Below are 15,575 nucleotides of genomic sequence, written 5' to 3' on the forward strand. Positions count from 1 at the left end.
TTCACCTTCCATCTATGGATTAGTCGTTTTTAATAAAGGAAAGCACTTCTGCTCTTGCTGCCGCATCATTTGCAAATGTTCCGCGTACGGCTGAAGTGACTGTTTTAGCGCCAGGCTTCTTCACTCCGCGCATCGTCATACACATATGCTCTGCTTCAACGACAATCATCACACCATGTGGATTTAAGGTTTCTACCATACTGTCTGCAATCGTTGATGTAATGCGTTCCTGAAGCTGCGGGCGCTTTGCCACGGCCTCTACTGCTCTTGCCAGCTTGCTGAGTCCCGTTACTTTTCCGCCGCGCGGAATATAAGCGACATGGGCTTTGCCATAGAATGGCACAAGGTGGTGTTCACACATTGAATGAAAAGCAATATCTTTGACAAGAACGAGTTCTTCATGATCTTCACCAAAAATGGTTTTAAAATGTTCTTTTGGATCTTCATTTAATCCCGAGAACACTTCTTCATACATTTTTGCTACTCGTTTTGGGGTATCAAGAAGTCCTTCACGATCTGGATCTTCTCCAATCGCTTTTAATATATCGCGTACAGCGTGTTCGATTAATTCTTTATTTATTTCACTCATGTATTATATCCTCCAAAGGCGATTACATTTCATTCAGATTCTAGCACACTTCAGATCCTAAAAGCAAAGGAGAGCGTTCTAAACAAACCATTTGATTCAAAAGGAAAAGCCCCTTATCAAAGGGGCTTTTCTAGACCAGTGTGAAACTGTATATGTATAACTCCTTCAATAGGATCATTACACATAACGATTATTTACCTGCCACCGCGTCTTTAAGTGCTTTACCTGGTTTGAAAGCAGGTACTTTGCTTGCAGGGATTTCGATCTCTGCACCAGTTTGTGGGTTACGTCCTTTACGAGCTGAACGCTCACGTACTTCAAAGTTACCAAAACCAATAAGTTGGATTTTGTCACCATTTTTAAGTGCATCTAAAATTGTATCAAAAACAGAATCAACTGCTTTTGTCGCATCTTTTTTAGATAACTCGCTTGCTTCAGCAACCGCGTTAATAAGTTCTGTCTTGTTCATGCCTTTCACCTCCTCCCAAAAATATGCATTCAATAGATTGTTATCATTTCTTCACAATTCATCTTCTTTCTATACACTTTTTTTGAAAAAAAGAGCGTCTAGAAAGCGTCATACATGGCTTTTCATTAGAAAACTTCTCTTTGAAGGAATGTTTGTCCAACAAAGTGAAGATTTTCTGTAAGTAGATTAACACATATGAAATACCATATCAAGCATTTTAAAGGGAAGAATCCTTATTCGTCAAGGATTAAGGGCACTTTTGCGAACGAATATTCCTAATTTCAGCCTGAATCTGACTAATCTTTATACAATTGTCTTTTTATGACTTCACCCGCACGCAAAAAAAGACCCCCATCAATGAGAGGTCTCACATCCTATAGAATAATCGCGATCAGACCGCCTGATCCTTCGTTAATAATTCGTTCAAGCGTTTCCTTTAGTTTATACCTTGCATTTTCCGGCATCAGCGAGAGTTTTGCTTGAATGCCTTCTCTGACAAGCGAGCTGAGTGAGCGTCCAAATATATCGGAATTCCAGATCGAAAGCGGATCATCTTCAAAGTCTTGCATTAAGTATCGGACGAGCTCTTCACTTTGTTTTTCTGTTCCGATAATCGGCGCAAACTCACTTTCTACATCTACCTTAATCATATGAATAGATGGCGCGACTGCTTTTAATCTGACGCCGAATCTTGATCCTTGCCTAATGATTTCCGGCTCATCTAAACTCATATCTGACAAAGCTGGTGCCGCAATTCCATAACCAGTCTGCTTCACCATTTTTAAAGCGTCAGACACTTGATCATACTCCGTTTTCGCATGTGCAAAATCTTGCATGAGCTCAAGAAGGTGATCTTTGCCCCTAATTTCCACACCAACCACTTCTTTTAGGATATGATCATATAGATCATCCGGCGCATACAGATCAATTTCTGCGATCCCCTGACCCATTTCAATGCCTGCTAAGCCCGCTCTTTCGATAAAATCGAATTCACTGAACTGACCTACCACTCGGTCAACATCTCTTAATCTCTTAATATCCTTGACGGTTTCTTTCACTGAATCCTGATAACTCTCTCTTAGCCAATGATCTTCTTTTAGTACCATGACCCAGCTTGGCAGGTTCACATTCACCTCAAGCACTGGAAATTCATATAATGCTTCACGAAGTACACTGAGAACGTCTTGTTCTCTCATACTTTCGACACTCATCGCGAGTACAGGAATATCATATTTTTGACTAAGTTCCTGCCGCAGTGCTTCTGTTTCAGGGTGATAAGGTCTCACAGAGTTGATCACCATAATAAAAGGCTTTCCAACTTCTTTGAGTTCGTCAATGACACGTTCTTCTGATTCAATATAGTCATGTCTTGGGATTTCCCCAATAGATCCATCTGTTGTAATCACAACACCAATGGTTGAATGCTCTTGAATGACCTTGCGTGTACCAATTTCCGCTGCTTCATGAAACGGGATTGGCTCTTCATACCACGGAGTATTAATCATTCTCGGACCATTTTCATCTTCATACCCGCGTGCACCAGGCACGGTGTAGCCTACACAATCGACAAGCCTAATGTTGACATCCAGGCCGTCGCTCACGTGAATGGATGCCGCTTGATTTGGCACAAATTTTGGTTCTGTGGTCATAATGGTTTTTCCTGCTGCGCTTTGCGGCAATTCATCCTGTGCTCTTGCACGGTCTGCCTCATTATTGATATTCGGGAGCACCACGAGCTCCATAAACTTTTTAATAAACGTAGATTTCCCTGTACGAACAGCTCCAACGACTCCTAAATATATATCGCCTCCTGTTCGTTCAGCGATATCCTTGAAAATATCGACTTTTTCCAAGTGATCCCCTCCCGGACTTGCTATCCTCGTTTTCAAATAAAATACTCTATACTTCAATCAAACGGTGCTTGAAAGGTGTCAGGACAATATATGTGTATGACGTTGTCCTATTTGAATATGACACCTTTTTTGTTTTGAGAGTATGTTTAGCCATAAAAAAACCTTTCTCCTCATTTATATGCAGAGGAGAAAGGTTCATTCTTGTTTATGACGTCTTTTTTTCTAAAAAAGCCGGCTCACCTTTTTTGTTGATCGTATATGGAACAGAAAACGCTGGTACAAACGGGGTTTCCTGCCAATAGACATCTTGAATATTTTCACCTGGTTTCAGCTTTTGTTTCGTATTTTTCAAAATCTGGGCAAAATCACTGCGATAGTCAACATAGATTTCGCCATTTGAGGAAATCAGTAATGGAAGTGATTCACCCGTGACAGGGCTCGTCACTGTAGGCGGTGCTTTTAACCCTAGTTTTTTTTCATTTAACGTATATAAATCTTTAGATACTACTTTGCCATATGGCGGATATGTATGTTCATCTTGATATATTTTGATCCTTAGACGTAATTCACTGATCGTTTGTGTCATTTTGACATCAAGCAGTTTCACCGTTGGGTTTTGTTCGACGTCTGTGAGGACATAGATATATTCGCCCCCGCCTTCAAAAGATGTCGACGGTACATCGTGTAAATATCTAGGTGACAGACGCTTAAAGTCAATGACATACTTCTGATAAATAGGTGTGTCGCCTTCTTTTGTTTCAATCGGCAAAAGGCCATTTGTCGCTTTTTGAAAATCTTCAATTGCGGTCTGCACACTTTGCAGCTGCTCTTTATATGGCACGCGGTTTTCAGCTTTACGATTCTCTGGATAGAGGCACCCCGTAAGTAAAATAAGTGTTAACAGCATGACACTGATTTTTGCTTTGATCATCACATTCTTCCTTTTTCTTTATTCATTGACCGGCCCGCTAAATACAACTAAAAACACAATGATACCTGATATGAGCATTAAGCTGTACGCGACAGTTGAGGCTGTTATTTTCAGAAACCGGCTCTTCAGCTTAAACCTACTCAGATAAATGGTTACAACGGCTAAAAACATGAGCCCCATTGAACCAAGCGCAAACCACATCTTGATTAAAGCAAAACTCATCGTGCCTGTCCCCCTTTAATACAAACGAATTGTAAGCGTTTATATTTCATTCTAAACCAAAATTAAGTAAAATATCAATCATTTTTCCAATCAATTCAGAAAAAAGTGCATAAAAAAACTGAAGCAAAGAGGGGGACTCTGCTTCAGTCATTAGGTCGACTATTTTTCCTCATTCTGTAGAGGCAAAGCTCTATTCAAACTTCATTGTTATGTTATGCAAGTCTTCCCCTTCTTGCATCCTCTACACGCCTAAGTTCAGTCTTCCAATTATTTTGTTTGGTTTTCGAACATGTTCACAAGGTCTTCCATCTCATGTGTTTTCACACGTGCCATTAAGGATTCTACAGCATCGTCTACCTTTTTCCCTTCAAATAGGACGCCGTAAAGAGCCTCTGTAATCGGCATGCTGACCTTGTATTCTTTGGAGAGCTGATAAGCGCCTTTTGTTGTGCGGACGCCTTCGACAACCATCCCCATTTTTTCAAGCACTTCTTCGAGCTTATATCCTTTACCGAGTAAATTCCCGCAGCGCCAGTTACGCGAATGAACACTTGTACATGTGACAATCAAATCTCCAACACCTGTTAATCCGGCAAACGTAAGAGGGTTTCCTCCCATTTTTGTGCCGAGGCGGGCGATTTCAGCAAGACCCCTTGTGATGAGCGCTGCTTTCGCATTATCGCCATATCCGAGTCCGTCTGTGATCCCTGCCGCAAGAGCGATGATGTTTTTCAGCGCCCCGCCAATTTCCACCCCAATCACATCAGGGTTGGTGTACACTCTAAAATGATTGTTCATGAACAAATCTTGAACAAATTGAGCTGCTTCAATATGTTCTGACGAGACAGTAACAGTTGTCGGATGACGCAAGCCAACTTCTTCAGCATGGCTTGGTCCTGACAGGACAACAACTGCTTCTCTTTTTGCTTCTGGGACTTCTTGTTCAATCATTTGAGAAATTCTAAGAAGTGTGTCTGGTTCAATCCCTTTACTGACATGAACAAATGGCACCTTTGACGAAACAAACTCATTTGCCTGCTTCAATACTTCTCGAATGGCCTTTGTTGGCACAGCGACAATAATCGCATCTGTCCCTTCTAGTGCCTGTTTCATATCTGTTGTCGCTTGAATAGACGCTGGCAATGCAACATTAGGCAAGTAATCATGATTTTCATGTTTCTCATTGATTTGATCAATTAATTCTTGTCTATGTCCCCACATGTGTACATCATGATGATTATCAGCTAATACAAGCGCAAGAGCTGTTCCCCAGCTCCCTGCTCCAAGTACTGAAATTTTCTTCATCCTGCTCACCCTTTTTATTTTCTCGCTCTCGCAAATATTTTAATTGGTGTTCCTTCAAAACCAAATGCATCTCGAATTCGGTTTTCTAGGAAACGCTCATAAGAAAAGTGCATAAGTTCTGGATCATTTACAAACACAACAAAGGACGGCGGTTTGATCGCCACTTGTGTTGCATAGTAAATTTTCAGACGCTGTCCGTTATGGGTCGGCGTTGGGTTCATTGCTACGGCATCCATGATAATATCGTTTAGAATGTTCGTTTGAACGCGCATCGCATGATTTTCACTAGCGGTAATGATTGTTGGCATTAACGTGTGAATTCTCTTTTTCGTAAGAGCAGACATGAATAAGACAGGTGCATAATCAAGGAATTGAAAATGCTCGCGAATATTTTGCTCAAATTCCTTCATTGTACGCTCGTCTTTTTCAACAGCATCCCACTTGTTCACAATGATCACAACGGCTTTACCCGCTTCGTGTGCGTAGCCGGCAATACGTTTATCCTGTTCAATAATGCCTTCTTCACCATCAAGAACTACAGCGACAACATCCGATCGATCAATGGCTTTTAACGCTCGAAGTACACTGTATTTCTCTGTTGTTTCATAAACTTTCCCTTTTTTTCTCATACCGGCTGTGTCGACAATGACAAAGTCACGTTGGTTGTACGTAAACATTGTATCTACAGCATCTCTTGTTGTACCAGCGATGTTGCTGACAATGACACGTTCTTCACCGAGCATCGCATTCACCAAAGAGGATTTCCCTACATTTGGGCGGCCGATTAAGCAGAACTGTACCACTTCTTCATCATACTGTGTATCTGGTAAGTTTTTGAAATGCTCTGCGACAGCATCAAGCAGATCACCTAGACCGAGTCCGTGCGTTCCAGAAATCGGATACGGTTCGCCAAATCCAAGTGCATAAAAGTCATACACGTCGCTTCTCATTTCAGGGTTGTCCAATTTATTGACAGCAAGTACGACAGGTTTTTTCGTGCGATATAAAATTTTTGCGACTTCTTCATCCGCAGATGTGACGCCATCTCTTCCATTGACCATAAAGATAATAACATCCGCTTCATCCATTGCGATTTCAGCCTGATGGCGAATTTGCGCCAAAAACGGCTCATCTCCAATATCAATTCCACCAGTATCTATTAAATTAAAGTCATAATTTAACCATTCAGCAGAGCTATAGATTCGATCTCTTGTTACACCAGGTGTGTCTTCTACAATCGATATTCTTTCGCCTGCGATTCGATTAAAAATTGTAGATTTTCCAACGTTGGGCCTTCCAACAATGGCTACGACAGGTTTACCCATAGTACCCTTCCTTTCAATCCAGCCGCGATTCAATATGTTCATCATCATGTTTCAACCGGGATTTATAATTTTCATTCAGTTTTATGAAATAAACCCTTCAAACATGAAGGGTTCAACTTATATATTATATCAATTTTTAATCAGACCACAATGAATAACTTAAAAATGTTTGACGATCAAGTAAAGATCTTCTCCAATGCCGTGTGCAATTCCATCTAAAATGGCCTCTAAATTCATGGCATACATGTCGAGTTCTTCTTTATTTTCACAGAAAAAAACGGCTGTTCCGCCAATGACCCGCTCTTTATTTGTTGTCGCCACAGCCAATATAAATTGTTCAATGGTGTTCGCCATGCCCTATTACCTCACTTTCTTTTTAATGAAATCTGTCGGCATTCTAATGGCATTTTCTAAAATAGGCACCTCTTCTAATACACGGACAGCCAAATCTTCACGCTGCCATTGCGGTAAAATGAATACGCCAAGTGTGCCATTATTCAGATCACGTTTTGCGAGCGGACAAAGCGATGGTTCACCAGAATCTCGGTATACACCAAGCACGTTGGATAAATCAAATAAGATAGCTTGCCGCTGCCCAAGGTTTGCGATGGTTGTGGCCGAGTTAAAATTCTTCGGAGTCAAGATGAACCCCATTCCATGCTCTAAAATCAATTTTTGCTTTTCAGGCAGCCCGATATTCATAATGTAAATATCATTTACATAAAGTCCTGCGCCGTCAAAACGAAGTTCCCCTTTTTGAATATTCACGATATCCTTTAATTGGCTCCCTGACATTAATAGTTTTGCCATGAAAAAACAAAGAATACCGACCACGGTCCCAACGACGAGCGAAAAGAAAATACAGGCGGTCGTTGTAATAAGGGCAGTAAGAATGGCAATGTAATTTCGACTTTCAAAGGCGATCGCAATGCCTTCGATATATGTACTGCCTCGTGAGACAAGCTCATACGAATCCATTTGGGTCAATGTATTTCTTTCCATATTACGCACATCACGAAATTGCGTGGCTGCAAGCGTCAGAAAGGTAATTGCAGTGAATTCTTCCTGGATCAGCGCAGGCATAATAATAGCACCAAGCCCTGATGCGATAAAACCTAGCGCAATGTGAATCACTTGTCCATGAATATATGTGGGATATTGCCGATAATCAGTTCTTAGCATATAAAGCCTAGCCGCCATCCCAAAGATGACACCAATAATCACAGGAAACGTGTAATTTGTCATGTTGATTTTGCAGCCCCTTTTACTGGTTTTCTAGATGAACGGGTGTTCAAGAGTTTTTCAAGCTGACCTACACCTAATAGAAAGACAGCTCCTTGAACAGCCATGGAAAGAAACGAGAGATCTCCTATGACAATGGAAGATGTGAGGCGATGAATCGTAAGCGCATAAAGGGCTTCCCCCAGACATATAGCCATCATCCATAAAGTGATCCGTTCCGTTAACTGATGCCCATATGTTAAACACATCAAGATCAGCAAGGCAAATACAACCCAGTCCACCTTTATTATCGTGAACCAAACTGGATCATATAATGCAAAAATCATAAAAAAGGCATACGCACTGACCATGGAACCTAATTGCATGATTCGCATGATTCGATGAGCAGGCCGAAAGATCACGAATGACATGCAAGCATATAAAAAGGTCATCAAAAATCCTGCATTGATCCTAATGTCTAAAATAGAAACCATGACATGACTGCATATAATATGAATGAGAACACATACGCCTAGCACATTGCGCCACGTGCTTTTCTCCATGATAAATGTCACCATAATCCAAACGAACCATATTGACCAATAATAGTACAATGCCTCCAACCCTCATCACCTCAATTACATTATGGGAAAATCTCCAGTTTTTAAACGTATGAGAAGGTGCGGGATTTGCATGAAATAAACAAGAGGTGACACCCTAATAGTTGAGGAGGGATGTATAATGGGTAAGGATAGACAGGAAAAACGCCTAAAGGCGTCAAGAAGAGTTGAATCTGACCGCGATCAATCCATTCATCACAAAGGGGCAACAACTTTAGAAGGCCCGGAAGACGCTCGCAAAAGAAATCAATAAAAAAAGACATGTGATCACCACATGTCTCAGCGTGCAAACAAACCCTCGCATTCAATGTCAGTCCTGCGCATTGGTGCTCATGAATGTCAAATTCGCTCCGCAAAAAGCAGCTGTCTTTCGTAGACAAAAAAGTTTTCTTTCACACTGAAAAGAAAACAAAGGGCTAAATTTCATTTAGTCCTTTGTCTTCTTATTTCTTAAACTATAGTACGTAGTATCCACGCCTCTTTCTTTCAGCCAATGACTTGTTTCCCCTGTAAGCACAATTGGAGCTTGCCGTAGCTCCTCAATTGTCTTCATGCCAAGTACTGTCATCAACATCTTCACATCATCTTGTAGATCAATGATATCAGAGATGAGGCCCTTTTCTCCTCCACTCGTCAGGGATTTTAAGAAAAAGCCGGCTAATCCAGCGGCAGACGCACCAAGAGCAATTGATTTTGTCACATCAAGTGCATCTTGAATGCCTCCAGAAGCTAGGACGGTTTGATCTGGAAAGGCTGTATGTACTTCAGCCAGACTCGCTGCAGTTGGAATTCCCCACTGGTCAAAGTAGCGAAGTGCTTTTTGACGGCGCAGGTTCTCGATTTTAGAAAAATTCGTTCCCCCAAATCCACCTACATCAACAGCAGCAACTCCAGCATCAAATAATTTCTTTGCTGTTTCCTTACTCATCCCAAATCCAACTTCTTTGACGACAACAGGTACCTCAATTGATTCAGTGATGGCTGCGATCCGCTCAACAGCACCTCTGAAATCACGATCTCCTTCAGGCATGACGATCTCTTGAATCACGTTTAAGTGAATTTGAAGCATGTTTGCTTCCAGCATGTCAACGGCATCCCGTGCTTGCTGAATTGTCGCCTCACTACCCAAATTGGCAAAAACGAGTCCATCTGGATTCACCTTTCGAACCACTTCATACGTACGACGTTCGTCTGCATCTTTCAGTGCAGCCATTTGTGATCCGACTGCTACTGGAATATTGGTTTCCTTCGCTGCGATAGATAAAGAGCGATTAATCTCATAGGTCGATTCTCCGCCTCCACCAGTCATTGCATTGATAAAAATTGGCGAACCGAAAGTCAGTCCGCCAATTGTCGTATGTGTATCAATTTGTGATGTCGCAAGATCTGGTAAACTGGCGTGAACGAAGGAAACATCTTGTAAACCTGTTGCTGCATGCTGGCCAGTCGACAAAGCATGCTCAATATGCTGTTTCTTTCTTTCTGCTCGCGTCAATTTTGATCACCAAATTATTTTAGTTTATTGAGTTTATCACCAATCAGGTCACCAAGCTGGAATCCACTTGTATTTTCTTCTTTCGCCTGATATTGACGGTAATCCTCTTCGATTTGTTTTTCAGGATTCTCTTCTAATTCACGAATGCTAAGTGAAATGCGCTCTTCATCTTCATTGACATCAAGCACTTTCACTTTCACAGTCTGCCCTTCTTCAAGGACTTCTTGAGGAGTACCGATATGTTTGTGTGAAATTTGGGAAATATGCACAAGTCCTTCTACACCTGGCAGAATTTCAACAAATGCTCCAAAGCTCACAAGACGTTGAACGGTTCCTTCAAGAACATCACCTTGTTTTACCTTTTCACCAATTTGGCTCCAAGGTCCTGGTAATGTTTCTTTAATAGATAGTGAGATACGTTCGTTATCGCGGTCAACAGCAAGAACTTTGACTTTTACTTCCTGTCCTTCTTCAACAACGTCAGATGGCTTTTCGACATGCGCATGGGATAGTTGAGAAATGTGAACTAATCCATCAATGCCGCCAATGTCAACAAATGCACCAAAGTCAGTCAGGCGCTGCACTTTTCCATCAATCACACTGCCTACTGCAAGCTTTTGCAGGAAGTCTTGCTTCTTGTCTAATTGTTCTTGCTCAACGACTGCACGATGCGATAGAATCACGCGGTTTTTTTCGCGGTCAAGCTCTACCACAACAAGCGAGAGTGTTTTTCCTTTGTAGTCAGTGAAGTCTTCTACATAGTGTGCCTCAACAAGAGACGCAGGAATAAATCCGCGAACACCAATGTCGACCACTAGACCACCTTTGACAACGTCTTTTACTTCTGCTTCAAATACTTCTTTTGTTTCAAACTTTTTCTCTAGGTCTTCCCAAGCGCGGTCTGCATCAACAGCACGTTTCGATAAAATCAAAGCATCGTCTTCGACCTTTGTTACTTTAAGCTCTAACTCGTCGCCATCTTTCACGACATCTGATGCTTTTTCAACGTGAAGACTTGATAATTCACTGATTGGGATGATCCCAGGTTGTTTCACATTGACGATATCTACATTGACATGCTTGTCCTCAACTTTAGAAACAATCCCTTTCACCACATCTCCAACCTCTGGTACCTGAACATCGATTTGATTCATTTCCTCTGTCATTTCGATAACCTCCTTGGTCCAAACCTACACAGCTTAGTTAAAACGACTGGGTGAATATGTGTCCTTAGCATGATGATTGCCAGCCGAATATGTATTATAGAAACATTCAAATCAACAGAATTGCTTGAATGATCAATAAAAATAGTATTAGTATAAACTTCTAATAAAAGACCTTGTTTGTCAAGAGATAAACCTCTAACTTATAAAAGTTTTCTAAAATTTCTTACTGTTTTTCTACACGCTCTGCTGCATCTAAAATTTTACCTGCAACCTCTTGAATAGAAAGGGAAGTCGTGTCAATTTCAATGGCGTCATCTGCTTTCTTCAGCGGTGATACCTCCCGCTCAGAATCAAGCTTGTCACGTCTTGCAATCTCTTCGATCAGCTGATCGTAATTGACATCATAGCCTTTTTTCTGATTTTCTTCAAAACGACGTTTTGCTCTTTCCTCTACTGACGCAAGCAAGAAAATTTTCACTTCTGCATCTGGAAGAACATGCGTGCCAATGTCTCTTCCATCCATGACGACACCGCCTCGGTTCCCCAGCTCTTGCTGCCTGCGGACCATTTCTTCCCTAACAGCTCGATGCTTTGCAACAACAGAGACTTGATTGCTTACGCGGTCTGTTCTGATGTCTTCTGTGACATCGATCGTGTCTAAATGTACTTTTTGACCTTCATCAGTTGACACAAGTTCAATGACTGTGTTTTTCAATAACGCATCAAGTGCCTGTTCGTCTTCAATGTCTACGCCTTGATTGAGTGCTGCAAGTGTAATTGCGCGGTACATCGCACCTGTATCGATATAAATATATGATTTTTTCGCTGCGACAATTTTTGCCACAGTGCTTTTTCCTGCTGCAGCAGGACCGTCAATTGCGATAGATAATTTCTTTTTCATAATACCTCTCCTTGATTGAATCTCCCTTATGAATTGTAACACGATCACCGCTCAAACGGGGGAATTTTCTATCAATCCTTTTGCTTAAATGTCTCAATCCAATCTTCAATGCTCATGTTATTCACACCCTCGTATTGTACGACTTTTGACAAAAATAGTTCTCCTTTCGTCAAGTGAAGGGTGACCTGAACCGCCAAAAGCAGAATGAGCTGAATGAGCACTGCTTTGAATAGCCATCTTTCCATTGTTTTCATACAAAAAGCCTCCAACGCTAGATTCTTTCTCTCTAGTATGGAAGCTTTTGACAACCTTTATTCTTATACTTTTTTCACACGTGTTAGAAGCTGCTGCTGGAAGCAATACTTCATGATGTGTTGCTGGTGGTCGTTTGTGATTTCAGTAAATTCCATGATCGCTCTTGTTTTCCCCGTCTGTTCATCTTGATAAACACGATTCATTTCTGCAATCGCTTTAATTTTCACTGGTTCTTTAAGTGAAAGTTCAAACTCTGTGACGACCTCGCCATATTCTTTTAGTGAGACACCTTCTGGAACAGCAATTGCTACACCGCCAGCACTCATATTGACAATAAATGTGTCGAAGGTTTCTTCACCATTTTGCGTAATGGACGCTTTCACCATCGTATCCACTCGAAGATATTCTCTTCGCTGAAGCCGAATCATTTCTTCTTTTGGCGGAATCGAAACGACAATCATCGGGATATCTTCTTTTCTTTTCCCAATGACTTTGCTTGTACATTTGTATGGAATTTGATTTTCATCGAAAAAGAAGACGGTGATTTCTGTTTCTTGATTTAAATAGATCGTGCGCCCCGTTTCTTTATCAGCTGGATAATTAATGCAAATATCATCGTTATTATTTTCCAAAACTTTCGATTTTGCGGTTTTCACTTCTTTGTTCTCATTGACATACTCAATTGTGATTGCATCCCCTATTTGTAACATTCCTCATCACTCTTTTCATCTGTGAAATCGTATCCTCTCTTATATTAAACCATGTATAAAACAAAAGGAAAAGGCTTATTCGCCTTTTCCTCGCTCCCTTTTCTATAGGTCTTTATATATAGGTTCTGCATTTTTTAGTTTATCTACTCTTTCTTCTTTTCCAGTATCTGCATTAATGAACATTCGGTACGTGTCGTTTTTAATGGTTCCTAAAAACTCATAGCAGAGAACTTCCTCTGACATATCATTTTGAACAAGAGCTACATGTGTATCCTCGATCTTCACATGTTTATTTAAGGTCTTTTCAGCTTCTTTTCGAGAAATCTTTGGTGCTTTTATGTCACGTTTTCTGTGATTCATTAAATAGTCTTTCGCTGAGAATCCCACAACCTCACCATCATCTAAAGCGACTTTCATTCGAATACTATCTGGATAAAGCAATACGTTATTCTGTAAAGGTACATAGGTAAATACGCCGATATTATCGAATTGCGCACTCTCATCTAAATGAAATGATTCGGTATCGAATCCATGCTTCTTTAAGAAACTTAGTGCTTTTTCTGAGGCATCATTTAAACTGATTTTTTGTTTTTTCACTTCTCGGTTCTGAAGAAGATAGACAGGATGGCCGCCTTTTTCAGTCAAGTCTAAATAAAAGTTTGCCCGGTTGTCTGGGTCAGACATTGACAGGCTGTAGACATCACGGTTCGTTTTACTCCCACTTTTTCTCACCTTAAAATCTTTGTTGTGGTCAGGCGCGAATTGCTGGGCGATGCGAATCGCTTCTTTTTTTGAAATCTTTTGCCCTTTTAAGTGATTGTAGCCTTGCGTTTCTGATTCAGTTGACACATTTGTAGGGCCAAGATCAACATCTGCAAACGCATCAGCATTTCTTTCAACGGTTTTTAATCCGTCAATGATGGTGTTGTCGTTTTTTCGATCTCCATCAGCCAGTGCCATTTCAACATCCATCCATTTTAAATTTTTGTTGAGTACGAGATGCTGCACTTGTCTAAGTTCGTTTTGAATATCTGCCGCTTGATCATATAAAGTGGTAATGGTTTTGTGTGTATCTTTGTTTAATGGTTCATCTGATAAAGATTTAAGTGACGATTTGTAGCTAAAGTCACCGACATTCGCTAAAAACTCTTCTGTTTTGTTAAAAGGCATCAATGTGAGCGGAAGCTGACTGACATTGTTATGCGCTTCTGATGACATTCTCCATACATCTGCCAGTGCTGGAGATATAGATGTTTGGCTATTCATCGCAAGTGTTGCGCCAAGTTTATCGTGCAGCTGATCGACTTGATACGTTAAATCATGGAAGGCTCTTTGATAGTTGTTCTCTGCATGAAGCAGTACTGCATCTTTTTCTTGATGCTCTTTATAGCCCCAGTATCCTGTTGATATGACAGCAATTCCTAAAATAGCAATCAATATTCCTCTGATCATTTATTTACACCTCTTTTTATTCACAGAAAATATGTTTCCCGATTCGTTTAATTTGTGGTCTTCCCCAAATCCATGGGCTTGTTGCTGTATCAGGATTAAAGTAATAAACGGCGCTTTCAGATGGGTCCCAGCCATTAATGGCATCAAATACTGCCTTTTTAGCGGTTTCATTTGGCGCCATATAAAATTGTCCATCTGCTACAGCAGTAAACGCAAGCGGTTCAAAAATGACACCAGCAATCGTGTTTGGAAAGGTCGGGTTGTTTAAACGGTTTAAGATGACGGCTGCGATCGCTACCTGTCCTTCATAAGGTTCACCTCTCGCTTCACTATAAACAGCTTGTGAAAGAAGCTGAATGTCATTGCTTGAAAAACCACCTGGCATGTTGGCTGCTGTTTGTTTCGGCGTTTGATTTGCTTGACCATTTCCTGACTGGTTTCCAGACTTCCCAGTCGAGCTGTTTCCTCCGCTTTGACTTTTTTGATTCTCTTTTGCACCTTGTGCTGTCTTTTTTTGCGTGTTTCTTTGAGCAGGAGCCTTTGTTTGCTGATCAAGAGGTTTCCCGCCATAGTGCGTAAACTGATTCCCTTTTTGCAACTGCTGTTGCACAAACTCTTTATAGTATTTCGTCTTTTGAACTAATAGGCTTTTTGTTTTTTCCCCTACGAGTCCATCGACTTTCTTTACACCAAACTGGCTTTGAAAATTGCGCACGGCCCAGTAAGTTCCCCAGCCATACACCCCGTCTATTTTTCCATTGTAAAAACCATTGTATTGGAGCCTTGCCTGGAGCTCGACGACATCTTCTCCTGTAGCTCCCCGCTGAATCACTTGATTCGTGAAAGCTTCACTTTTTTCAGCTGTCATCAATGAAGACGCGAGCAGAACAATTGAGAAGATAAGGACGATTTGTTTCATAAAACGAGCTTTGTCCATATTTGATCCTCCTGTACTTTTGATGTTTGAATATATGTTTCTTCCGATCCCTATTTTTATACATTCATCACAGGAGGGAATTGGATGGAAAAGACAAAAAACGCCCTAAAGACGTATAGGACGT

18 protein-coding genes are annotated in these 15,575 nt (G+C 41.0%); 1 reads left to right on the plus strand and 17 read right to left on the minus strand.

Annotation, left to right across the window (positions count from 1 at the left end; genetic code table 11):
- Positions 1-19 precede the first annotated feature (19 nt).
- From folE to ACRRMM_RS01515, 10 genes are all read right to left on the minus strand, one after another.
- Positions 20-589 (minus strand): GTP cyclohydrolase I FolE, encoded by a 570-nt coding sequence (folE, locus tag ACRRMM_RS01470; protein ID WP_003215789.1) that lies wholly within the window; start codon positions 587-589, stop codon positions 20-22.
- 190 nt (positions 590-779) lie between these two features.
- Positions 780-1,058 carry a non-specific DNA-binding protein Hbs gene (hbs, locus tag ACRRMM_RS01475; protein WP_003215863.1) on the minus strand — a complete coding sequence of 93 codons (279 nt, stop codon included), beginning with the start codon at positions 1,056-1,058 and terminating at the stop codon, positions 780-782.
- 374 nt (positions 1,059-1,432) lie between these two features.
- Positions 1,433-2,911, minus strand: coding sequence for a stage IV sporulation protein A (gene spoIVA, locus ACRRMM_RS01480; protein WP_008344534.1), 1,479 nt, complete (start codon positions 2,909-2,911; stop codon positions 1,433-1,435).
- A 205-nt stretch (positions 2,912-3,116) separates the two neighbouring features.
- The gene (locus ACRRMM_RS01485) at positions 3,117-3,842 is read right to left on the minus strand and encodes a hypothetical protein (RefSeq protein WP_007500961.1); all 726 of its coding nucleotides are present in this window, start codon (positions 3,840-3,842) and stop codon (positions 3,117-3,119) included.
- 18 nt (positions 3,843-3,860) lie between these two features.
- Positions 3,861-4,064 carry a DUF2768 domain-containing protein gene (locus tag ACRRMM_RS01490; RefSeq protein WP_008344530.1) on the minus strand — a complete coding sequence of 68 codons (204 nt, stop codon included), beginning with the start codon at positions 4,062-4,064 and terminating at the stop codon, positions 3,861-3,863.
- Between the two features lie 267 nt (positions 4,065-4,331).
- Entirely contained in the window at positions 4,332-5,369 is a 1,038-nt protein-coding gene (locus ACRRMM_RS01495) for an NAD(P)H-dependent glycerol-3-phosphate dehydrogenase (protein WP_428828421.1), read from the minus strand.
- Between the two features lie 14 nt (positions 5,370-5,383).
- A complete protein-coding gene (gene der / locus ACRRMM_RS01500) occupies positions 5,384-6,694 on the minus strand; it encodes a ribosome biogenesis GTPase Der (RefSeq protein ID WP_008344528.1) in 1,311 nt (436 codons plus the stop codon).
- 159 nt (positions 6,695-6,853) lie between these two features.
- On the minus strand, positions 6,854-7,048 hold the full coding sequence (locus ACRRMM_RS01505) for a capping complex subunit for YIEGIA (protein WP_008344527.1): 195 nt from the start codon (positions 7,046-7,048) through the stop codon (positions 6,854-6,856).
- Positions 7,049-7,054: 6 nt separating this feature from the next.
- Positions 7,055-7,939, minus strand: coding sequence for a YIEGIA family protein (locus tag ACRRMM_RS01510; protein WP_039165753.1), 885 nt, complete (start codon positions 7,937-7,939; stop codon positions 7,055-7,057).
- Entirely contained in the window at positions 7,936-8,538 is a 603-nt protein-coding gene (locus tag ACRRMM_RS01515) for a YphA family membrane protein (RefSeq protein WP_419145717.1), read from the minus strand. The genes ACRRMM_RS01510 and ACRRMM_RS01515 overlap by 4 nt, the downstream gene beginning before the upstream one ends.
- 118 nt (positions 8,539-8,656) lie before the next feature.
- Here ACRRMM_RS01515 and ACRRMM_RS01520 point away from each other — a divergent pair, with 118 nt between their 5' ends.
- Positions 8,657-8,788, plus strand: coding sequence for a YpzI family protein (locus ACRRMM_RS01520; RefSeq protein WP_008344525.1), 132 nt, complete (start codon positions 8,657-8,659; stop codon positions 8,786-8,788).
- Positions 8,789-8,962: 174 nt separating this feature from the next.
- Here the strand turns inward: ACRRMM_RS01520 and fni are convergent, their stop codons facing one another.
- The 7 genes from fni to sleB form a co-directional block, all read right to left on the minus strand.
- Positions 8,963-10,030 (minus strand): type 2 isopentenyl-diphosphate Delta-isomerase, encoded by a 1,068-nt coding sequence (gene fni, locus ACRRMM_RS01525; protein ID WP_411229509.1) that lies wholly within the window; start codon positions 10,028-10,030, stop codon positions 8,963-8,965.
- 14 nt (positions 10,031-10,044) lie between these two features.
- Positions 10,045-11,196, minus strand: coding sequence for a 30S ribosomal protein S1 (gene rpsA, locus ACRRMM_RS01530; protein WP_008344519.1), 1,152 nt, complete (start codon positions 11,194-11,196; stop codon positions 10,045-10,047).
- A 223-nt stretch (positions 11,197-11,419) separates the two neighbouring features.
- On the minus strand, positions 11,420-12,097 hold the full coding sequence (cmk, locus tag ACRRMM_RS01535) for a (d)CMP kinase (protein ID WP_046527083.1): 678 nt from the start codon (positions 12,095-12,097) through the stop codon (positions 11,420-11,422).
- Between the two features lie 71 nt (positions 12,098-12,168).
- Positions 12,169-12,351: a YpfB family protein gene (locus ACRRMM_RS01540; protein ID WP_008344514.1), complete on the minus strand. Its 183-nt coding sequence runs from the start codon at positions 12,349-12,351 to the stop codon at positions 12,169-12,171.
- A 63-nt stretch (positions 12,352-12,414) separates the two neighbouring features.
- Positions 12,415-13,062: a flagellar brake protein gene (locus ACRRMM_RS01545; protein ID WP_007500975.1), complete on the minus strand. Its 648-nt coding sequence runs from the start codon at positions 13,060-13,062 to the stop codon at positions 12,415-12,417.
- A gap of 102 nt (positions 13,063-13,164) precedes the next feature.
- Entirely contained in the window at positions 13,165-14,514 is a 1,350-nt protein-coding gene (gene ypeB, locus ACRRMM_RS01550) for a germination protein YpeB (RefSeq protein WP_008344510.1), read from the minus strand.
- A gap of 16 nt (positions 14,515-14,530) precedes the next feature.
- The gene (gene sleB / locus ACRRMM_RS01555; RefSeq protein ID WP_268412379.1) at positions 14,531-15,451 is read right to left on the minus strand and encodes a spore cortex-lytic enzyme; all 921 of its coding nucleotides are present in this window, start codon (positions 15,449-15,451) and stop codon (positions 14,531-14,533) included.
- Between the last annotated feature and the right edge of the window lie 124 nt (positions 15,452-15,575).

The organism is Bacillus sp. XT-4, from assembly GCF_050864245.1.
In the GTDB taxonomy this organism is placed as follows: domain Bacteria; phylum Bacillota; class Bacilli; order Bacillales; family Bacillaceae; genus Bacillus; species Bacillus altitudinis.